The organism is Chryseobacterium sp. KCF3-3, from assembly GCF_045865955.1.
GTDB lineage: Bacteria > Bacteroidota > Bacteroidia > Flavobacteriales > Weeksellaceae > Chryseobacterium.
Window position 1 is genome coordinate 3,660,002 of the sequence record NZ_AP035792.1, and the last position, 20,460, is coordinate 3,680,461.

General features: G+C 35.8%; 19 protein-coding genes. 6 read left to right on the top strand and 13 right to left on the bottom strand.

The features are described 5' to 3' along the window. Positions 1 to 2: 2 nt before the first annotated feature. From ACKTTZ_RS16440 to ACKTTZ_RS16455, 4 genes are all read right to left on the bottom strand, one after another. The gene (locus tag ACKTTZ_RS16440) at positions 3 to 659 is read right to left on the bottom strand and encodes a GDSL-type esterase/lipase family protein (RefSeq protein WP_407846041.1); all 657 of its coding nucleotides are present in this window, start codon (positions 657 to 659) and stop codon (positions 3 to 5) included. Positions 660 to 723: 64 nt separating this feature from the next. After that, a complete protein-coding gene (locus ACKTTZ_RS16445; RefSeq protein WP_034696312.1) occupies positions 724 to 1,185 on the bottom strand; it encodes a lipocalin family protein in 462 nt (153 codons plus the stop codon). 236 nt (positions 1,186 to 1,421) lie between these two features. Next, entirely contained in the window at positions 1,422 to 2,585 is a 1,164-nt protein-coding gene (locus ACKTTZ_RS16450) for an iron-containing alcohol dehydrogenase (protein WP_034696311.1), read from the bottom strand. 149 nt (positions 2,586 to 2,734) lie between these two features. After that, on the bottom strand, positions 2,735 to 3,142 hold the full coding sequence (locus ACKTTZ_RS16455; protein WP_407846042.1) for a winged helix-turn-helix transcriptional regulator: 408 nt from the start codon (positions 3,140 to 3,142) through the stop codon (positions 2,735 to 2,737). Between the two features lie 98 nt (positions 3,143 to 3,240). Between ACKTTZ_RS16455 and lpdA the strand changes: the two genes are divergently transcribed. Further along, positions 3,241 to 4,641 carry a dihydrolipoyl dehydrogenase gene (gene lpdA / locus ACKTTZ_RS16460; RefSeq protein ID WP_407846043.1) on the top strand — a complete coding sequence of 467 codons (1,401 nt, stop codon included), beginning with the start codon at positions 3,241 to 3,243 and terminating at the stop codon, positions 4,639 to 4,641. 249 nt (positions 4,642 to 4,890) lie between these two features. Here lpdA and ACKTTZ_RS16465 read toward each other — a convergent pair whose 3' ends face one another. The 5 genes from ACKTTZ_RS16465 to ACKTTZ_RS16485 form a co-directional block, all read right to left on the bottom strand. Continuing rightward, on the bottom strand, positions 4,891 to 5,496 hold the full coding sequence (locus tag ACKTTZ_RS16465; protein WP_253317213.1) for a hypothetical protein: 606 nt from the start codon (positions 5,494 to 5,496) through the stop codon (positions 4,891 to 4,893). Positions 5,497 to 5,533: 37 nt separating this feature from the next. Next, complete coding sequence (locus ACKTTZ_RS16470; RefSeq protein WP_034696306.1) at positions 5,534 to 5,938, bottom strand: hypothetical protein; 405 nt, start codon at positions 5,936 to 5,938, stop codon at positions 5,534 to 5,536. Between the two features lie 54 nt (positions 5,939 to 5,992). Then, positions 5,993 to 6,574, bottom strand: coding sequence for a peptide deformylase (def, locus tag ACKTTZ_RS16475; RefSeq protein WP_407846044.1), 582 nt, complete (start codon positions 6,572 to 6,574; stop codon positions 5,993 to 5,995). A gap of 56 nt (positions 6,575 to 6,630) precedes the next feature. Then, complete coding sequence (locus ACKTTZ_RS16480) at positions 6,631 to 7,197, bottom strand: Crp/Fnr family transcriptional regulator (RefSeq protein ID WP_407846045.1); 567 nt, start codon at positions 7,195 to 7,197, stop codon at positions 6,631 to 6,633. 64 nt (positions 7,198 to 7,261) lie between these two features. Beyond that, on the bottom strand, positions 7,262 to 7,993 hold the full coding sequence (locus ACKTTZ_RS16485; protein ID WP_407846046.1) for a hypothetical protein: 732 nt from the start codon (positions 7,991 to 7,993) through the stop codon (positions 7,262 to 7,264). 127 nt (positions 7,994 to 8,120) lie between these two features. Here ACKTTZ_RS16485 and ACKTTZ_RS16490 point away from each other — a divergent pair, with 127 nt between their 5' ends. Beyond that, positions 8,121 to 10,655 (top strand): phosphoenolpyruvate carboxylase, encoded by a 2,535-nt coding sequence (locus ACKTTZ_RS16490; RefSeq protein ID WP_407846047.1) that lies wholly within the window; start codon positions 8,121 to 8,123, stop codon positions 10,653 to 10,655. Between the two features lie 213 nt (positions 10,656 to 10,868). On the opposite strand, the gene ACKTTZ_RS16495 is transcribed toward ACKTTZ_RS16490, so the two are convergent. Continuing rightward, a complete protein-coding gene (locus ACKTTZ_RS16495) occupies positions 10,869 to 12,470 on the bottom strand; it encodes a S8/S53 family peptidase (RefSeq protein ID WP_407846048.1) in 1,602 nt (533 codons plus the stop codon). 88 nt (positions 12,471 to 12,558) lie between these two features. On the opposite strand from ACKTTZ_RS16495, the gene ACKTTZ_RS16500 reads away from it, so the two are divergent. From ACKTTZ_RS16500 to ACKTTZ_RS16515, 4 genes are all read left to right on the top strand, one after another. Beyond that, positions 12,559 to 13,683 (top strand): DegT/DnrJ/EryC1/StrS aminotransferase family protein, encoded by a 1,125-nt coding sequence (locus ACKTTZ_RS16500; RefSeq protein WP_034696300.1) that lies wholly within the window; start codon positions 12,559 to 12,561, stop codon positions 13,681 to 13,683. Positions 13,684 to 13,690: 7 nt separating this feature from the next. After that, the gene (locus tag ACKTTZ_RS16505; RefSeq protein ID WP_034696299.1) at positions 13,691 to 14,149 is read left to right on the top strand and encodes a hypothetical protein; all 459 of its coding nucleotides are present in this window, start codon (positions 13,691 to 13,693) and stop codon (positions 14,147 to 14,149) included. A gap of 27 nt (positions 14,150 to 14,176) precedes the next feature. Continuing rightward, the gene (gene galE, locus ACKTTZ_RS16510; protein ID WP_407846049.1) at positions 14,177 to 15,199 is read left to right on the top strand and encodes a UDP-glucose 4-epimerase GalE; all 1,023 of its coding nucleotides are present in this window, start codon (positions 14,177 to 14,179) and stop codon (positions 15,197 to 15,199) included. 138 nt (positions 15,200 to 15,337) lie between these two features. Beyond that, positions 15,338 to 15,790, top strand: a complete 453-nt coding sequence (locus ACKTTZ_RS16515; RefSeq protein ID WP_034696297.1) for an adenylyltransferase/cytidyltransferase family protein — start codon at positions 15,338 to 15,340, stop codon at positions 15,788 to 15,790. Between the two features lie 45 nt (positions 15,791 to 15,835). Here the strand turns inward: ACKTTZ_RS16515 and ACKTTZ_RS16520 are convergent, their stop codons facing one another. The 3 genes from ACKTTZ_RS16520 to dapF form a co-directional block, all read right to left on the bottom strand. Continuing rightward, a complete protein-coding gene (locus ACKTTZ_RS16520) occupies positions 15,836 to 18,421 on the bottom strand; it encodes a TonB-dependent receptor domain-containing protein (protein WP_034696296.1) in 2,586 nt (861 codons plus the stop codon). 131 nt (positions 18,422 to 18,552) lie between these two features. Beyond that, positions 18,553 to 19,578 carry an endolytic transglycosylase MltG gene (mltG, locus tag ACKTTZ_RS16525; RefSeq protein WP_034696294.1) on the bottom strand — a complete coding sequence of 342 codons (1,026 nt, stop codon included), beginning with the start codon at positions 19,576 to 19,578 and terminating at the stop codon, positions 18,553 to 18,555. A 33-nt stretch (positions 19,579 to 19,611) separates the two neighbouring features. After that, positions 19,612 to 20,379, bottom strand: a complete 768-nt coding sequence (gene dapF, locus ACKTTZ_RS16530) for a diaminopimelate epimerase (protein ID WP_407846050.1) — start codon at positions 20,377 to 20,379, stop codon at positions 19,612 to 19,614. Positions 20,380 to 20,460 lie beyond the last annotated feature (81 nt).

Consider the following 20,460-nt stretch of genomic DNA (forward strand, 5'->3'; position numbering starts at 1 on the left):
GTTTATTTCAGATAAGGAGTGATAATCTTTGTCCAGATTCTATATCCCTCCGGCTTAAAATGAAGCATATCTTCCACAAAAATATCTTTTCTTACATTTCCATTAGCATCTTCCATTGCCTTGGTAACATCGATAAATTCTGCATTGGGTTCCTTTTTCATAAAAGCAGCAATTTTTTTATTGGCTATTTTCATCTGTGGCCAGATCACTTCTCTGCTTGGCGAATATTTGATAGAGATATAATCAACCTCAATATTAGGGAATCTCTCACGTATTTTTTTGTAGAAAGCTTTATATCGGTCTACGACTACTTTTGCTTTTAGCTGATGATTGTCTGCAAAATCATTTTCCCCACAATAAATAATAATTTGTTTGGGTTGATAAGGAGTTAAAAGATCATTTGCAAAATCATTAAGGTCTGTAAGTCTTGAACCTCCGAAACCTCTGTTGATGATTGTTTTGCCAGGAAAATAATCTGCTATATCAGTCCACTTCGTGAATGATGAGCTTCCCAGAAATAAGATAGCATCTTTTGCCGGTGGGTTTTGCTGATCCAGTTTTTTGAACTCCTGGATGTCCTGCCAGAACATTGGTTTTTTTTCCTGAGAAAAGGCAATAGCAAAGTACAGCAATAGAAATGCTGATAGAATCTTCTTCATTATATTCAGTTTAAAATTAGATATAAAAGTAATAAAAAACTCCCGATTAGCGGGAGTTTATGATTTATCTTTTGTAGGTAACGTAAGGGATGTCAGGAATTTTATCTCCATTCATATCAAAGATTCCAGATTGCTGGGCAAGTTTAAGATCTTTGGCTGTTAACATATCAACTCTGTAGTTGACAGATCCTTCGTCGCCAAGTTTAATTCCAATAACTTTTGAATCAGCATCGTAGGTATATCTTCCTTCAGTTTTCGGAGATGGAGTACAATCTGCACCGCTTCCTGTATACGCTGTATAGCTTACATAATAATCTGTTCTTAAGAAAAGAGTATTTTTAGCTGCACATCCTGTTAAAGTTTCAGTATAAAGCACTGTTTTATTATCTTTTCCGGAAATTACTTCCCTTTTAACTTCCTTCCAATCTCCCTTCATGATATCCATATCATAAGCTTCAAGATTGTCATCTTTACAAGAAGTAAGCGCCAGGGCAGAAAAGGCAAATAAAAGTAGCTGTTTTTTCATTTTCACAAATTTAAGAATATGCTAAAATATAAATAAATTTGAAATATCTATAATGAAATAACGATTTTTTAAACGAATGTTTATAAATTAAATAATTTTATGAATACTGCGATGCGAGATACGAGTTTTGGGTTATATATTTTCAACATGAAAATTAATAAACACTTTCATCCGAATCTCGAAATAGCGTAGCTCAAATCTCTTGCCCGTACCCAGAAACTCGCACCCCGAATCCATTAATAACTCATCTCTACAATCTTATAAGCGTCCTGCGGAGTCAGTTTTTTATATTCTCCAAGACCTAGCCAGTTTCTGTCTGTAAAGGCTTTTTCAACTTTTTCAGCAGTTCCTTTAAAGTCTTCTGTATACTCGGAAAGTCTGGTTTTGATGTGAAGGCTGTGGAAGAATTCTTCCAGTTTTTTGATGCCCAGTTCAGCTTTTTCTTCTACGCTTCCGTCTTTGATTCCCCAAACTCTCTCAGCATACTGAGCCAGTTTTCCTTTTTTATCTTCGAAATTGTAACGGTAATGGGATGGAGCAATAATTGCCAGTGTTCTTGCGTGATCAATACCGAAATAAGCCGTCAGCTCGTGCCCCATTGCGTGTACTGCCCAGTCTGTAATGACTCCTTTCTGGATCAGGCCGTTCAGAGCCATTGTACAACACCACATAAAGTTTCCGGCAGCATCGTAGTTGAAATCATCAGCCAATACTTTAGGAGCAGTTTCCTGCAGGCTGATCAGAATGCTTTCTGCAATTCTTTCCTGAAGATCAGCAGAAGAAGGAGCTGTCATGTATTGTTCCAAAACGTGAGTGTAGGCATCAGTGATTCCGTTTACAATCTGATTTTTCGGAATGGTTCTGATCACTTCCGGATCCAGAACAGAAAATTGTGGGAAAAGTCCAGGTCCTCCTGAAGATAATTTCTCATGGGTTTCCCTTCTTGAAATCACATACCCAGAATTCATTTCTGAGCCTGTTGCAGGAAGTGTCAGAATGCTTCCAAAAGGCATTCCTTCCCCTTCAAATGTTCTCACCGACTTTCTCAGGATATCCCATGGTTCGCCGTCATAATTGGCGGCTGCAGAAAGGAATTTTGTTCCGTCAATGACAGATCCGCCACCTACAGCAAGAAGGTAAGTAATATTTTTCTCTTTGATAAAATTTAAAGCATTGATCAGAACTTCATATTCAGGATTGGCAGGAACTCCGCCAAACTCATATAATTCATGACCTTTTAAAGCCTCTTTTACCTGATCGTAAACACCATTATTTTTGATGCTTCCGCCACCGTAAATCATTAATATTCTTGCGTCTTGAGGGATTTCTTTGGAAATTTTAGCGATTTCGCCTTTCCCGAAAAGTATTTTTGTTGGGTTTTTAAACTCGAAATTAAGCATTGTTCTAAATTTATTTTAAGTCAAATTTACGGAATGAAAAAGGAAAAGTGAGTTAATGAAATTTTAAAATTGCTATTATTCATTTTTATGAAAGCTATTGCCTTGAGCTGCTTTTATTCCTCTTTTTTTATTCCATTCTAATTTAAATACTATTTTTCAGATGAAAGATAGGTTTTTGCTCTTTTTATAAAACCTTCTTTATCCTTCTTTATCTCTTCCAATAGTTTTTTCCGGTCATCAGGAATCGTAAGATACTGGTCACCCCAAAGGTTGATTTCCACGATCACGGGAATAAGATCAATCCCTTTTTGAGTCAGAAAATAAAGAATTTTCAGCTTGTTGTCCGGATGATCTTTTTTATCAATGATTCCATGATCTAAAAGGTTTTGAAGCCTTGTAGCCAGAATATTGGTGGCTATTTTTTCATCAGCTTTGAGGAAGTCACCATAAGTACATTCCTTTTTCAGCATCAGATCTCTTATGATGAGAAGAGACCATTTGTCACCCCATATTTCCAGTGAACAGCTGATCGGGCAGTCTGATCTTTTTTTACTCATTTTGTTAATTTTAAAATAATACTTGCAAAATGAAAGTGTTTATTTTAATTTTGCTTTTATTTTGCAAGTAAATTTAATCATAAAAATTAATAAATCAAATGGATCATTATGACATTGCCGTAATTGGCTCAGGACCCGGCGGATATGTAGCTGCCATTAGAAGCGCTCAGTTGGGGTATAAAACAGTGATTATAGAAAAATATGATACATTGGGAGGAACATGTACCAATGTGGGCTGTATTCCGACTAAAGCATTATTGGACAGCACTCATCATTATGCAGAAGCACGACATCAATTCAAGGAACATGGGATTAGGCTGGATAATATTGAACTGGACTTTTCCCAAATGTACGGGAGAAAAGCGGACGTTGTTTCAAAAAATACAGGAGGACTGGACTTTTTAATGAATAAAAATAAAATTACAAGGTTAAAAGGGACAGCAAGCTTCATTAATAATTCTACCATAAAAATTGTCAGCGAATCGGAGATTAAAGAAATAACCGCTCAACATTTTATCATTGCCACAGGCTCAAAACCTTCAAGTATTCCGGGAGTTGAAATTGATAAAAAAAGAATTATTACTTCCACAGAAGCATTGTCTTTGCAGGAAAAACCGGAATCTATGGTTATTATTGGCGGTGGAGTGATAGGGGTGGAAATGGCTTCTATTTTCAATCGTATCGGAACAAAGGTGACCATTCTGGAATATGCCGATCATCTGATTGCCACCATGGACCATGAGTTGGGAAAAAGCCTTCAGAGAATCCTTAAAAAAGAAGGAATTGATATTCGTCTTAATCAGACGGTATATAAAACGGAGAATGCAGGTTCTAAGGGTAAAGTTTTCTTTAAAGATAAAAACGGAACAGAAGGAGAACTGGAAGCAGATTTTGTATTGGTAGCGGTGGGAAGAAGTCCTTATGTAAAAGGCCTCGGTCTTGAAAATACAGACGTTCAGCTGGACGAGAGAGGTTTTATTAAAGTGAATGAGAAAAACCAGACTTCGGTGCCTACTATTTACGCAATAGGAGATGTTATCGGTGGTGCAATGTTGGCTCATAAAGCGGAAGAAGAAGGTGTTTTTGTGGCTGAAACCATTAACGGACAGAAACGTCATATTCATTACAACCGCATTCCTTCAGTAGTGTACACATGGCCGGAAGTAGCTTCAGTAGGATATACGGAAGAATATCTGAAACAAAATAACATCGCATATAATGTAGGGAAATTCCCGTTTTCTGCCAGCGCGAGAGCTCGTGCTTCAATGGATATGGAAGGTTTTGCGAAAGTTTTGGTAGATCCTAAATATGGAGAAGTATTGGGTGTTCATATTATTGGTGCCAGAGCTGCAGATTTGATTGCTCAGGGTGTTATCGCCCAGGAATATGAAGTGACGGCAGAAGATATGTTCCGTATTTCCTATGCTCATCCAACCTATTCTGAAACGCTGAAAGAAGCTTATCTGATTGCTTCAGGACAAGGAGCAATTAATATATAAAGAAGTCATGCTAAAATTTAAACCATTAAGATGTGTGAAGAGCATAAGAATAATTAAGATTCATCTTAGATGAAAAAAAGTATCTTGCTAAAAAATAGCTTTAGCTATTCCCTTAACTATCCTTATCATCTTCAAAGATCTTAATGGTTTAAAATAGCAGTTTATAAATTTTATCGCAGATAAAATCCTCGCGCCTTCAAGCTGTATCTTGTTAAATTAGTTTGCGTCTTGGCGTTTTTTAAAATTCAGTTACAAAGAAGTACAGTTTTCATCCTTTGCGTACACTCCATTGCTTTTTGCCTCCAGCTTTCCGGTTTTTCTATTGATTTTAACCCAAAAAGATTCTTTCACAGCCGGACAGCCCTTTGATTGCATAAGGTACATAGAGATATGGCGGTCTTCAATTTTATAAGCTCCTGTAAAGCGGTTACTTGTATCCACTGAATAACCATACGTTTTTGCCAGTAAAATAGCCTCCGGAAGATTGTCTACCGTTCCGATAAAATCTCTCAGTTGTTGTTCATTGGAAAAATAAACAGACCTTTCATTCTTACACGCCAGAATGTATGAAAAACAATTGTTCCCAATACATTTCTGGAAAAAACCTTTTTCAGGAACAGGTTCATTGATGGTCATAAAATCAGGAGCCTGGCTTTCATAGAGTACTGATTTTTCATAGTCCATATCATTACTGAGAACACGCCAGTAAGCATAGTCTTTATCAGGAACAATGAACGGATAGAGATATTCTACCGTGTCAAGAATATCAGGAATTTTTTTATAATCATCAGGAACCTTGATCTGGCTGTAAAGCAGATTGGAGAGAATCAGGGAAAATGCGATGATTACTTTCATAGAGAATGGGTTTCCGGTGCAAATTTAAGAAAGAGAATTATTCCAATACAATTTTATAATATCCTTTTTCAGCAGTTACATCAATATCTATACCTGTAAACGTTATTTTATTGATTTGATAGCCATCACAACCTCCATTAAATTCTGACGACTGTATTGAAAAATCTAAGTCTTTAATATTAGAAAAGAATTTATACTTTTTTGTTCCATTGTAAGCCCCTACATTTTCTACAATGATCATATTGTCAGATGTTTTGGATAGTTGTACACTATTGTTCTCTTCGTCCTGCACTGAATAAGTTGTCAATGTCCCATTAGCAATAAGATTTTCATCATTAGAATCCACAAACTTAAAAAGGATCGGCAGAGGTGGGTTATAACAATCTTTTTCACATGAGATGAAAAGAAGGGCTATGAGTAAAAGAGTAAAAATTTTTTTCATGGATTACAGATGGTGTGAAGAGTAAAGTTAATTATTAATGTCTAATAATCAAATTTATAAAAACTTCATCGGATATCCCACGGTAACATTTCCATTGATGATTTTTTTAAGCTTAGACTCCATCAATTTTTTGGTCAGAGGTTTCAGGTGATCTGTATATAAGATTCCCAACGTATGATCATATTCATGCTGGATAATTCTGGCGGTTAATCCAGTGAAGGTTTTCGTATGTTTTGTGAAATCCCGATTCTGGTATTCAATGGTAATTTCCCAGGGCCTTTTTACTTTTTGAGAAAGTCCGGGAATACTCAGGCAGCCTTCATAATCTTCCCAGGTTTCTTCCGAAGTATGGACTATTTTTGCATTGATAAAAGTTTCTTTAATCCCTTTGTTATCCTTCCCGAAATATAAGATCTGATCTTCCATATCCAGATTTTTAAAAACAATCTCACTGTCAATAATGAAAAGTTGTAAAGATTTTCCGATCTGAGGAGAGGCAAGGCCGCATCCATTGGCATTTTCCATGGTTTCCCACATGTCTGTTACCAATTTCTGGATTTCAGAGGTGTTTTCTATGATATTTGAGCATTTTTGCTTTAAAATCTGATTTCCGTAAGCGAGAATAGATAAATTCATTGTCGTATTTTCCCACAAAGTTCAGGAGAAGAGAACAGATACACAATGAACCTATGTTAACTAATCTGTCTGCGGATTCTGCTTAAAGCCTGTGGCGTAATTCCGATATAGGATGCGATGTATTTTAGAGGAACGCGCTTAATCATTTCCGGCTGTTCTGTAAATAATTTCAGATAACGTTCTTTGGCCGTAAGTTTTAGTAGAGAAAGTTCTCTTTTGCTTTTTGTCAGAAATAATTTTTCAGAAGCGAAACGTCCCAGATGATTTCCAACATGGGTGTGGTTGTAGACTTTCTGCAGATCATCATAGGAAATCTGCCATACCACAGTTTCTGTTAAAGCCTGCATCTCGTATTCAGAAGGAGTTTGGGTAAGGAAAGAGTCATAAGCACAGCTGAATTCTTTTTCAAAACTAAAGCTGAAAGTATATCCGTATTCATCATCAGGAATATAAAATCTTACCAGTCCGGATTCAATAAAAGATAAGTAATTCTCCGTATCGCCCTGCTGGGTAATGATGTCATTTTTAGCAAAAACCTTTCTATGAAAATGTCCCGCTATAAATGCCCATTCTGATTCCTGCAGTTTGACGATCTGTTCGTAATATTCTCTGATGTAGCCCATAGGGTTGAATTATCTTACAAAGTTAATGAAATCCAGTAAACCTTCAGAAATGCTTTTTGGAAGATTAATTCACCATATGCTCTACAAATGGAACAATTCGTTCATTCTCAATTTTTCCTTTGATAAAAATAGAATCACCCTTTTTAAAGACATATTCTTTCACCAGCAGATTGGTTAAACCATACGGCTCAAGAAATGAATTAACCCAAGGATGCTGACCTTTTAAAAGCGATATCTTATGATTTTCTGTTGTATGATAATTTCTTAAATAATATGATGTTTCATGATTGGTGGCATAAGTATCTTTTGTGAAATGCACTGCTCCATTTATATTATCAGCAATACATAATTTAAAATCAACAGGATATAATTGATTATTAATTGAAAGCTGAGTTCCTTTAGGAAAACCTGCAATGGCACTATAATCAAACTCTTCGAAAATTTTCGATGGACGTTTGCTGTTCATATGGGTACTGAAATTAACAACACCAATACGTAGAAGATATAAAGAAGATTCTGTTCCAGACATAGGTGAAGTGATTGTTTGATCAGTATATATTTTGCACTTCAGTACCGGCAAATCAGCAATATTATCCAATTGATTGTTGTGGGCTTCCACAGCCTGTTCCATTGAATCTAAACTTCTGTATATAAAAGCCCCGAATCCTATTATTGAGGAGATACAGACAAAGATAAATACAGCAAATACAATGAGTATAGTTTTAAATGCTTTTTTATCAATTTTAGTTCCGTTGCTTTTAATATCTATATTGCCGTTGAAATTGAATTTAATCATAGAGTTAACATGGTTGCCAAAACTAATCAAATTTTAAACAAAAATTAATATTATTTTTTTGTATTTCGACCTTAATTTTTGTCATTTGTCAATTAAATTAATTTCAAAATCACTTACATTTGTTAATATGATACATGACCAACGCGCAGAAAAATTCAGGCAGATTGTGGAAAATAAGTTCCAGATCTACAATTCATTATTTATGAGCCTGCCTTATGATAAAATGACGAATATCGGAATGCTGCTTCCGTTTCTATATGAAGAAAGCAGAACCGGTTATGAAGCAGGGAAAACCCCTGAAGATATCGTCGAAGAATTCTTTAAAAACCACACCGATCTCCAGAACGAAGAGCAGAAACTTGAACTGCTTTTCAAGATCATCCAGTATATAGAAAGACAGGTAGTTTTGTTTGACAGTATTGAAGATGCTGCATTTCCTAACCTTCATTCAGAAAGTGATAACGGAACGGTGACCAACCTCTTTGAACGTTCTTTTCAGGATCATAAAATTGAAAAAGTACGTGAGAAATTAAAAGATTTCAGTGTTAAGGTTGTATTTACTGCGCACCCGACTCAGTTTTATCCGAGTTCGGTACAAAGAATTATTCAGGATTTGAGAGGAGCGATTACCAGTGATTCGGTGACGCAGATTGATATGCTTCTTCAGCAGTTGGGGAAAACTCCTTTTGTCAATAAAGAAAAACCTACTCCGATAGATGAAGCGCTGAGCATTATTTCTTACCTGAGATATGTGTATTATGATACCATTGGTGAACTGTTTACGAAGATTAAAAAGACTTTCGGAAACGGTCATTTCCACCTTCATGAAGATATTATCCAGCTTGGTTTCTGGCCTGGAGGTGACAGAGACGGAAATCCTTTTGTAACTGCAGAGGTAACAAAAAGAGTAGCTGAAGAACTTCGTTCTGCCATTCTGAAGTCTTATTACAGCCATTTGAAATTTATCAGAAGAAGATTAAGTTTCAGAGGAGTTGCCGAAGTATTGACCCAATTAAGTGAAGAACTGTATGCCGCAATTTTTGACGGGACAAGCATTAAAGCAGAAGATATTTTAAAGAAAGCAGCTGAGGCAGAAAAAATATTAGTTAACGAGCATAATTCTTTGTTTTTAGATCTTTTGGTCAATTTCAGAGACCGTGTGATGATTTTCGGGACTCACTTTGCAACATTGGATATCCGTCAGGACAGCAGAATTCATCAGAAAGTGATTGATGAGGTATATGCAAAAGTTTACGGAAATGATGAAGCTGATTACGAACAGAAGTTCAATAAACTGATTCAGATTTCAGAAACTGTCAATGCAGAAGATTTCGAAGATATTGTAAAAGATACTTTATTAACGGTTTCTCAGGTTACAGATATCCAGAATCTGAACGGACTGAGAGGAATGAACCGATATATTATTTCCAATTCTGATGCCGTAAAAGATGTTATGAATGTATACGCGTTCTTTAAAATATGCGGTTATAAAGATGAAACTATTAATATGGATATTGTTCCACTCTTTGAAACGATGGAAGGGCTTGCCAATGCAGAGCATGTGATGAATGAGCTGTACCATAATCCTGTCTATAAAAAGCACCTTGAAAAAAGAGGAAATCAGCAGACAATTATGCTTGGGTTCTCGGATGGAACCAAAGACGGAGGATATTTAAAAGCTAACTGGGAAATTTATAAAGCTAAAGAAGTCTTGACAAAACTTTCTGAGCACAATAATATTAAAGTGGTATTCTTTGACGGTAGAGGCGGACCACCAGCCAGAGGAGGAGGGAAAACCCACGATTTCTATGCTTCTCAGGGGAAAACTATTGCAAATAATAAAATAGAACTAACAATTCAGGGGCAGACGATTACCAGTATTTTTGGAAATAAAGAACAGGCAAAATATAACTTTGAACAGCTTCTGACCGCCGGTGTAGAAAATGATGTATTCAAAAATGCCAAAAAAGAACTTACCGAAAAGGAAAGAGCTTTGATTATTGAGTTGGCAGATATCAGCTATGGAAAATATTCAGACCTGAAAGCGCACCCAATGTTTGTTCCTTACCTTCAGGAAATGAGTACGCTTGAATATTACGGGAAAACCAATATCGGAAGCCGACCTTCCAAAAGAGGAAGCGGAAGTGAACTAAGATTTGAAGATCTGAGAGCAATCCCGTTTGTAGGATCATGGTCACAATTGAAACAGAATGTCCCGGGATTCTTTGGTTTTGGATATGCGATGCAAAAGATGAAAGAACAGGGTAGGTTTGAAGAGGTAAGAGAATTGTACAAAGGTTCGGACTTCTTTAAAACTTTAGTTTTGAACTCCATGATGAGTATGAATAAGTCTTATTTCCCTTTGACCTATTACATTAAAAACAATCCGAAATTCGGTGCATTCTGGAATGTCCTTTTCGATGAATATGAGCTTTCAAGAGACATTATGCTGGAGTTGACAGGATTTAAAATGCTTCAGGAAGAAGATCCGTTATCCAGAAAATCTGTGAAGATCCGTGAGAAGATTGTCCTTCCATTGCTAAGTATTCAGCAGTATGCGTTGATGAAAATTCAGAAAGGAGAAGGAAACAAAGAAGCGTATGAAAAGCTGGTGACACGTTCCTTATTCGGAAATATCAATGCGAGTAGAAATTCTGCATAAATTATTACAAAAGTTTTGTACCTGTCGTACAATATTATATCAATAGGAATGGGCTTTAGCCCATTCTTTTTTTATTGACCCACCCATAGGCTTTAGCCAAAATAGGTAACAACTAGTTTTACAAGAATATTTCCCGCAGATTACACAGATCACACAGATGTTTATGTTGTACTAAATCTGCTCAATCTGAATAATCTGCGAGAAACAAAAAGATTACTCTTTTAAGAATTTTTCATAGAAAACTTTATCCTTCGTCTGAATTTTCAGATAATAGGTTCCCTTTGCAAAATCCTCTACTTTTATAGATTTCTGGTGGTTGCTTTTTCTGATGAGTCTCCCCAGATTATCATAAATTTCCAGGGACTGAACTTCTTGCTCTGAAGCAACATTCAGAATGTTTTTTGCAGGATTCGGGAAGATAGAAAACTTCTCTTTTTTTACAGTCTCAGAGGTATTTAGAACCAGATTGTATAAACTTCCGAAATTAAGAATTCCAAATCCTGTCTGATCCGAATGAAGAGGATAAAGTGAAGCCGTTTGTCTTAGCTTTGTTCTCATCTGCTCTCTGTTCATCGTTGGAAACGCCTGAATAAGACATGCAACACCGCCTGCGGCAATAGGAGTAGCAATAGAAGTTCCATTTACAACTAAGGTCGCATTATCATACACGGTTGTTGTACCGGTTCCCTGTGTACTTCCGTCTGGTTTTACCACCCCGAGAGCATTAGGCCCGAAAGAAGAAAATCCGGATGCATTTCCTGCAGAATCTACAGATCCGATAGAAAATACTTTAGCATTGTCAGAGGGTGTCATAAGATAGTGCCAAGGCTGCTGTCCGGAGTTACCTGCAGCGGCAAGAACAAAAATACCTTTTTCAGCAGCAATCCCAGCGCCTCTGGCAATAAATGAAGTATTCCCATCCATGTTGGCATACGTATAATTATAACGGCTTTCGTCGAAAACATTGTATCCCAATGATGAGGTAATAATTTCTACTCCTTTTCGATCTGCTTCTTCAGCAGCTTCAATCCAGTAAAGCTCTTCTTCTGGAATTTCTACAGCAGCATTTTCACTTCGATAAAGATAAAAATCAGCATCAGGGGCTGCTCCTACAAAAACATCCTGCAGATATCCACCGATAACACCTAGCACGACGGAACCATGAGTGCTGAGAGCTGCATTGTAAATATCTCCGGTTTTGGTCACAAAATCATAAGAAGCTTTGATATGATTATTGGTCCACAATCTTGAAAAAGCACTTCCTGTGTTCACCGTTGGAAATCCGGCATCAATCACAGCTATAGAAACTCCTGTTCCGGTGTAGCCCGCCAGATGTAGCGGTCGGATATTGACCTGATCTATTTGTCCTGCACCGGAACCATAATTAAAATTGGTAAGTGTTTTATTAATGCTGGCATCGTCTTTCCATTTTCCCGGGGCTGTTTTCACGGTAGTAGAATTATTTCTGGCAAAATTTTCAACAGAGGAAACAAAAGTTTGAGCCTGAAGTAACGTTTTTTGTGCAGGTGTGGCATTGACTGCTGCACCATTAAGCCATTTTGAATAATCCGTAACAACAAATCCCAAATTTTGAAGATTCTGAAGGTAAGATTGTTCAATAGGAGCGTCCTGATCATTGAGTGGTATTCCCAGCGTCGTACGCCTGTTGAGTGATTTCTGGCTGAGTTCTGATAGCGGATTTGCATAAAAAGCTGCTTTATTAGGCTTATCCGTGAAGTAAACAAAAACGAGTTCCGTTTGTGCGGAAACAGTAAGGTAACCAGTTAGGAAACAAAAGAGTAAAAGTTTTTTCATAAAATTTATTTGTATAAAGATAAAAACAAAATCAATAAAATTTTTGATAGGATTTTAAATTCCTTATTTTTACAGAAATATTTAGTATATGAAAAAAATTCAGATGGTTGACTTGCAAAGTCAGTATTACAAAATAAAGAATGATGTAGACAATGCAGTTTTGAATGTAATGGATTCTGCGGCATTTATTAACGGTCCTGAAGTAAAGTCTTTCCAGAATGAATTGGAGTCTTATTTAGAAGTAAAACATGTGATTCCGTGTGCCAATGGTACAGATGCATTACAGATTGCCCTGATGGCTTTGGATCTGAAAGAAGGAGACGAAATTATCACGGCTGATTTTACTTTTGCTGCTACAGTAGAAGTTATTCACCTGCTTAAATTAAAGTCTGTACTGGTAGATGTAGATTATGATACATTCACAATTTCTACTGAACAGATTAAAAAAGCAATTACGCCAAGAACAAAAGCGATTATTCCGGTGCATATTTTCGGACAGTGTGCCAACATGGAAGAAATTTTAAAAATTGCTGAAGAGCATAATTTATATGTTATTGAAGACAATGCTCAGGCAATCGGTTCAGAATATACATTCTCTGACGGAACTGTAAAACAGGCAGGAACAATGTCTACTGTGGGAACTACTTCTTTCTTCCCTTCCAAAAACCTGGGATGCTACGGAGACGGAGGTGCTATTTTTACCAATAATGATGAATTAGCTCACCGTTTAAGAGGAATTGTAAACCACGGAATGTATGAGAGATATTATCATGATGAGGTAGGAGTAAACTCACGTTTGGACAGCATTCAGGCAGCAGTTTTAAGAAAAAAACTTCCTCACCTTGATTCTTACAACGAAGCGAGAAGAAAAGCAGCTGATTTTTATGATGAAGCATTCGAAGGAAACCCGAATATTCTGACTCCAAAAAGAGCGGAGAACTCTACTCACGTATTCCACCAGTATACGTTAAGAATCCTGAATGGAAAACGTAATGAGCTTCAGAAGTTTTTAACGGAAAAAGAAATTCCTGCAATGATCTATTATCCGGTAGCATTAAGAAAGCAAAAAGCATACTTCCAGGAAAGTAATGCTGCAGACTTTGTGAATACTGATAAGCTTTTGGATCAGGTAATTTCGTTGCCAATGCATACAGAATTGGACGAAGAGCAGCTGAAGTATATTACGGATGCAGTGCTTGAGTTTATGGGATAAAATAAGCATGAAGGAATTTTTTTTAAAAGGGAGAAAGTATAAATTCTTTTTAGGATTTCACCTTTTTATTGTAGGGCTTTATTCAATCTATATCATAAATACATTGAAGTCTTATAATTCCTCATCTTATTCAACATATTATAAAGAGAGTATTTATGAAAATATCGCAAAATACTCTTTTTATATTATCATAAATTTAATTTCGGTAGCGATCATTTATTTTAAAATAAAACGAGCAAAGACTATCCTCAATTTTTTTGCAGTAATGATCTTTATTTTGGTTTGTTATGCCGAATATACCCTGATTAAAACTTATGTTAATAACTCATATTATAACTTTGTAATTACTTTTAATACAGGAGTTATAGGTTTTATTGTTTTTTATATCTTTTATCTCAATAAAAATAGTGAGAAAGAAGAGATAGGAATAAATGAAATAGAGAATATAGGAAAACGCGAAGACTAAGAAACCGCTAAGATTTAAAAAATAAAGATGGCTATACTTGTTACCGGCGGACTTGGATATATTGGTTCTCACACTGTTGTAGAACTTCTTAATAACGGCTTTGAAGTGGTTATTGTAGATGATTTATCCAATACAGAAAGGTTTATTTTAAAAAATATTGAGGAAATTACAGGTAAGAAGCCTGTTTTTTATCCTTTTGATTTAAGAAGGAAAGAACTTCTTACTCAGGTGTTTGATGCTCACCAGATTGATGGTTGTATCAATTTTGCTGCCTCTAAAGCGGTAGGAGAGAGCCAGATCATTCCAGTAGATTATTATGAGAATAATCTGTTTTCTTTGATTAATATTCTTCAGGAATTTAAAGCAAGAAAGATCTCCAATTTTATTTTCAGCTCATCATGTACGGTATACGGACAGGCAGATGTAATGCCGATAGATGAAAATACTCCGTTGAAAACCCCTGAAAGTGTCTATGGGAAAACAAAACAAATGGGAGAACAGATCCTGATTGATTTTGCAAAAGCCTATCAGAGTAAAATATCACTATTAAGGTATTTTAATCCAATCGGAGCACACCCTTCCGGAAAGCTGGGAGAATTGCCGATAGGGATTCCTAATAATTTAGTGCCTTATGTGATGCAGACGGCTTCTGGAGTTCGTGAGAAACTGAATATCTGGGGTGATGATTATACTACGGAGGATGGAACAGCCGTTCGTGATTATATCTATGTTGTTGACCTGGCAAAAGCACACGTTGCAGCATTAAAGAAACTGATAGAGGATTCTTCATCGGATGCTGTAATAGATATTTACAATCTGGGGACAGGAAAAGGTTCATCTGTACTGGAAGTGGTAAAAGCTTTTGAAAAAGCCAATCATGTAGAAGTGCCTTATCAGATCTGTGCCAGAAGAGAAGGAGATATCACTATTGCCTATGCTAATCCCGATAAAGCGGAAAAAGAACTCAACTGGAAGTCTGAAACCTCGCTTGAAGAGGCTTTAAGAACAGTTTGGGAATGGCAAAAATATCTGAACACCAGAAATTCATAACTTAGCATTGAGAAATGCTTATATAGAAAGAGCAATTTAAACGATCATAAAACAAATTACAAAAACATCTTCCTTGAAAATTGAATGTTTTATCTTTAAAAAACATTTATTTCAGCGAAGCTTTAATTTAACATTAATATGAAGACACAGAGAATAGGTATTACATTTTCGTCATTTGACTTATTGCATGCAGGTCACATTAAAATGCTTGAAGAAGCTAAAACTGTATGTGACTATTTAATCGTCGGACTTCAAATCGATCCGTCCCACGATCGTCCAAACAAAAATAAGCCAAGTCAGACTATTGTTGAAAGATATATCCAGCTGAAAGCAGTGAATGCTGTGGATGAGATTATTCCTTATTACACAGAAGAAGACCTTTTGGATATTCTTAAATCATTTGTGATTGACGTAAGAATCATCGGGGATGATTATATGGACAGAGACTTTACAGGTAAAAAATACTGTGAAGAAAAAGGAATTGAGCTTTTTTTCAACAAAAGAGACCATAGGTTTTCCACCAGTGATCTGAGAAGAAGAATCTATGAAGCTGAAAAAGAAAAATACGCAAAAGCAGAACCTGTAAAATAACAGAAATAAAAAAATCCCGAAAGAACTTTCGGGATTTTTGTTGTATTACATTGGGCCGCCTTGTTCTTCGTCCCCTTTTGTATTAGAATTAATATCTTTTTTAATTTTAGGTTTGGCATCAATTTTCTCGCCTTGCTTGAACTTATAAGTGAAAGATAAAGCAAACTGTCTTGGCTGCCATTGCATTTCCATTTCTCGGGTAAACTGAGCATTATCAGAGAAGTTTTTCATTTTTCTGGTATTAAAGATATCTCTGATGTTGAATCCTATAATTCCGTTTCCTTTCCAGATGGTCTGGCTCGCTCCAAAATCTATCCCATACATTGCCTTTCTGTTGTTCATAGCTGTTTTCTCAGCAGCTCTGTAGAAGCTTTGAATTTGAAGGCTTAAGTTTTTAGTAGGCTTAAATGTATTGTTAAAACGTATTCTGTACGAGAATCCGGAACCAGAGAAATCATTTAAGGTTTTTGGATTGTCCGGGAATAAGTTATAGCTTCCTGTATTTTTATATCCGTAAAGGTCAGCAGAAAGCATTATTTTCCACCAGCTGTAAGGATCATAAGTTCCGTTTAAATCCAAACCATAATTGGTCTCCGTACCCACGTTGAAAGGAATGGTGTTTACAGCTCCCGTCTGATCTACATATTGATATCTGTTTTGCTCGTCTTCAGACTTTTTAAAATACAGAGTTGGATTAAACGTAATCTTTTTATTTGAAAGATTGTATCCAAGTTCAAAAGAGTTTTCGTAGGTTGGATTAAGATTCGGGTTTCCTCTGAAATAGTTTCTGTCATCATCAAAAGACATAAAAGGGATCAGGGAGAAAGCTCTCGGACGGTTAATTCTTCTTGAATAATTTAACAAGATCTGATTGTTCTTTGCCAGATCATAGCTTAAAAATACAGAAGGGAAGAACTTAGTATAGTTTTTATTAACTTCCGGAGTATTTGCCGGGTTTCCGTTTACATCAAAATTTTGAAAATTAACGTCAATTTTTGAAGTCTCACTTCTTAATCCTAACTGATACGCAAATTTTTCTCCAATTTTACTTTTAAACTGTGCATAAACTCCCAAAATCTTTTCAGAATATACCGTATTACTTGTGAAATCGAACCTGGTAGTTGTAGGTTGATCGTTTAACTTTTGATCTACAAAATAGTTATAGGTATTTCTGTTATAATCATAACGTGCTCCTGCTTCTAATTTAGACTTTTCACCTATTGGAAGTTCATAATCGATTTTTCCAATGAAAGTATCCGTTTTAGAATCTGTACTTACATTATTGATGATATTACCGTTTGGCTGTACAATATTTTCAATAAATGTTCTTTGATCAATTTTATTAATTCCGTCTGTTTTGTTGGTCTGGTAACTTGCGGATGCGGATAATAACTGGCCATTATCTCCAATTTTCTGATCAAGTCCAAGATCAAACTGGGTTGCCAGGTTTGTGTTATTTCCGTAGCTGTTTCTTTCCCTTAAAACATTGCTTACTCCAGAAGTAGGAGTCGTATACAGTCTTTCATTATAAGAATTAAGACCTGTCTGATCGGTATCAAAACTTCTGATCATTCCTGAGAAATTGATGGATGTTTTATCACTGAAATCATGAGTAAAACCAGCAGTCACATTATAAGTGTTACTTTCTCTTGTCGTTTTACCATTTTGTTGAGAATACTGTGTAAAAGGGAATGCATCAGAAGCCAGGCTGCCAATATCATCCTTTCTGGTGGTTGTATTCTTCATGGTGCTTTCATTCTTCTGATAACCGCCGCCGCCATTTAAAAACCAGGTCCAGTTACCTTTTCTCCAGTTTAAATTCGCATTAAGATTGGTTCTTGGAAGATAACCTAAAGTTCCGGTTACACTACCATTGAATCCCATTTTTTTATCCTTTTTAAGAATGATATTCAGAATACCAGCGGTCCCACTTGCCTCAAATTTAGAAGAAGGGTTGGTAATTACCTCAATTCTTTCAATCTGATCCGCCGGAATACTTTGCAAAGCGTTGGCTCCATCATCTATTCCAAGAAGAGAAGAAGGCTTTCCGTTAATCAGAAATTTTACATTGGAATTTCCTCTCATCGATACCGTTCCGTCTGTATCTACAGAAACCGAAGGAACATTGGTTAAAACATCCTGAAGATTTCCTCCTTTACTCACAATATCCTGTGAAGGATCATAGGTTTTCTTATCAAGTTCTACTTTATATGCTTTGGTGGCTGAAGCAGTAATCACAACACCCTGTATTTCCTTTGTTTTACCATCAACAGTAGAGGTTGGCTCTGCTTCAATAGATAATGCTCCGATATTACCTGCTTTTGCAATATTTTTGCTGACTACACTTTTTTTGTAATCAATAGCTTCTACTGTAATATCATAGTCTCCGGGCATAAGCTGAAGTGTATATTGCCCTTTTTCATCTGTCAGTACAGCATCACTTAAAGTCTTGTTGGCCTTATTGCTAAAAGTTACGGAAGCATAAGGAACCGGTTGATTTTTTTTGTTGACAATGATTCCTGAAACTCCAGCCTTCTCCTGTGCAAAAGCCAGTGCTGCCGCTGAAAGTACTAGGGTAAGTCCTAAAGTTTTTCTGGTGAAAATATTGACAATTTCTGTCTTATTCTTCATAGGTTATTTTTTTGTATAAGATCGTGAAAGAATAACCCTTAATATTTTGAATATCCATATCAATTTGATCTTCAAAACATTATGGTTGTATGTTTTTTCTAACTGTTTAAATTTTCAGGTGCTTTCTAAGCTTATTTTATATTTTTTGAGTTGAGCCAGTCCTGATAAGCCTTTGCATTCACTGCATGTTCTTCAGCACTTGCAGTAAACTTATGGTATCCGAATCTTGCCGGATCAGCACACATAAATATATAATTGTTGTTTTCGGCATTTAAAACAGCATCTATTGAATTCTTATCCACTACACAGATAGGTCCCGGAGGAATACCTGCATTGGCATAAGTATTATAAGGTGATGGTGTAGACAAATGCTTATATAATACCCTTTTTATAGGTTCTTTAAAATTAGTCTGCTTATTGATCGCATAAATTACCGTAGGATCAGACTGAAGCTTCATGCCTTTTCTGTAACGGTTTAAATATAATCCAGCAATTGTTTTCATTTCGTCCTTTTTTCCTCCGGACTCCTTATAAACAATAGAAGCTAAAGCATAAATCTGATCTCTTGTAAGACCGGACTGCTGTTCTTTGTTTTTTCTTTCACTTGTCCAGAAATCATTATATTGATTTTCGAACTTGGAAAAAAATTCTCTCGGACTTACTGTCCAGAAAAAATTATAAGTATCAATGAAAAAATATTTTTTTAAATCTTCAACATTTTTATAGCCTTTCTCCTGCGCAACAGCATCCAGATCATTCACAAAATGCAATGAATCAATTTCTGTTTTTTTAGTCACCTTACCAATCATCTGATACATATCTCCAAAATCACCGATTCTGTAAGAATTTGCAGTCTGGTTACCTGCTTTGATCATATTGACAAGGTTTTTGTTACCTGTTCCGCTCTGAATATGATATCGCCCTGCTTTAAAATTCGTATCAAGGCCTTTTTCCTTAGCTACAGCTTCAAAAGACTCTCTGTCTTTAATATAAGGAGCAATAGAATCGAGGATCTGTTTAAAACCTGCTCTATGAGGAATCAGAACATAGCCATCCTTTTCTACGTTATTTCCTAAATATTTATTATAAAATCTCAAACCAAAAAATCCTGCCACTACAAAAACCAGCAGAATGACTATGAGAATTGCTTTTTTCATTCTTTATAAATGTTGATTAAAAGTTTTTTGTTTTTAAAGAAAATCTGTCTTACCTCTAAAAACTTGCTTTGCAGGACCTTCCAGCCAAATATTCTGGAATGCATCACCGCTTTTTTCAGCATATACTTTAAGGTTTCCACCTAAAGTTTTAACTTTTACAGAGGTTAGATTATGTTTTTGAAGAAAAGTTAAAGCAGAAGCTGTAACTCCTGTTCCGCAACTGTAAGTTTCGTCCTCAACGCCTCGTTCATAGGTTCTTACAAAAATTTCATTATCAGAAATTTTTTCTACAAAGTTCACATTGATTCCTTTTTCTTTATAATTTTCAGAATTTCTGATGCCATATCCTTCGTCATAAACGTGATAATCTTTCAGGTTGTCTACATATTTTACATAATGAGGAGATCCGGTGTTCAGAACAAAGTCATTGCCGTCATGGGAAACAGTATCCACATTGATCATTTTTAATTTAATGATTCCGTTATGGATTTCAGCTTCATGTTCACCATCGGTTGCAATGAACTTACATTTGTCTTCAAAAATGTCCAGGAAAAAAGCAAAAGCAACAAGACATCTTCCTCCGTTTCCACACATTGTACTTTCTCCACCATCAGAATTGTAATACACCATCTTAAAATCATATTCAGGATCGTTTTCCAATAGAATAAGACCGTCAGCACCTATTCCGAAACGTCTGTCACATAATTTTTCAATACTATCTTTATCTTTAGTAAATTGCAGATCACGGTTGTCTACCATTACAAAATCATTCCCTGTTCCCTGATATTTATAAAATTCCATATTTTTTGTTAAATAAAGAAGCAAAATTACTATATTTTAAATGAAAAACGAACAGTGTTAGCTGTTCGTTTTCTTATTTAT

Coding starts and splice junctions, on each gene's coding strand:
- ACKTTZ_RS16440 (WP_407846041.1), bottom strand. CDS start 659: ATGAAGAAGATTCTATCAGCATTTCTATTGCTGTACTTTGCTATTGCC.
- ACKTTZ_RS16445 (WP_034696312.1), bottom strand. CDS start 1,185: ATGAAAAAACAGCTACTTTTATTTGCCTTTTCTGCCCTGGCGCTTACT.
- ACKTTZ_RS16450 (WP_034696311.1), bottom strand. CDS start 2,585: ATGCTTAATTTCGAGTTTAAAAACCCAACAAAAATACTTTTCGGGAAA.
- ACKTTZ_RS16455 (WP_407846042.1), bottom strand. CDS start 3,142: ATGAGTAAAAAAAGATCAGACTGCCCGATCAGCTGTTCACTGGAAATA.
- lpdA (WP_407846043.1), top strand. CDS start 3,241: ATGGATCATTATGACATTGCCGTAATTGGCTCAGGACCCGGCGGATAT.
- ACKTTZ_RS16465 (WP_253317213.1), bottom strand. CDS start 5,496: ATGAAAGTAATCATCGCATTTTCCCTGATTCTCTCCAATCTGCTTTAC.
- ACKTTZ_RS16470 (WP_034696306.1), bottom strand. CDS start 5,938: ATGAAAAAAATTTTTACTCTTTTACTCATAGCCCTTCTTTTCATCTCA.
- def (WP_407846044.1), bottom strand. CDS start 6,574: ATGAATTTATCTATTCTCGCTTACGGAAATCAGATTTTAAAGCAAAAA.
- ACKTTZ_RS16480 (WP_407846045.1), bottom strand. CDS start 7,197: ATGGGCTACATCAGAGAATATTACGAACAGATCGTCAAACTGCAGGAA.
- ACKTTZ_RS16485 (WP_407846046.1), bottom strand. CDS start 7,993: ATGATTAAATTCAATTTCAACGGCAATATAGATATTAAAAGCAACGGA.
- ACKTTZ_RS16490 (WP_407846047.1), top strand. CDS start 8,121: ATGATACATGACCAACGCGCAGAAAAATTCAGGCAGATTGTGGAAAAT.
- ACKTTZ_RS16495 (WP_407846048.1), bottom strand. CDS start 12,470: ATGAAAAAACTTTTACTCTTTTGTTTCCTAACTGGTTACCTTACTGTT.
- ACKTTZ_RS16500 (WP_034696300.1), top strand. CDS start 12,559: ATGAAAAAAATTCAGATGGTTGACTTGCAAAGTCAGTATTACAAAATA.
- ACKTTZ_RS16505 (WP_034696299.1), top strand. CDS start 13,691: ATGAAGGAATTTTTTTTAAAAGGGAGAAAGTATAAATTCTTTTTAGGA.
- galE (WP_407846049.1), top strand. CDS start 14,177: ATGGCTATACTTGTTACCGGCGGACTTGGATATATTGGTTCTCACACT.
- ACKTTZ_RS16515 (WP_034696297.1), top strand. CDS start 15,338: ATGAAGACACAGAGAATAGGTATTACATTTTCGTCATTTGACTTATTG.
- ACKTTZ_RS16520 (WP_034696296.1), bottom strand. CDS start 18,421: ATGAAGAATAAGACAGAAATTGTCAATATTTTCACCAGAAAAACTTTA.
- mltG (WP_034696294.1), bottom strand. CDS start 19,578: ATGAAAAAAGCAATTCTCATAGTCATTCTGCTGGTTTTTGTAGTGGCA.
- dapF (WP_407846050.1), bottom strand. CDS start 20,379: ATGGAATTTTATAAATATCAGGGAACAGGGAATGATTTTGTAATGGTA.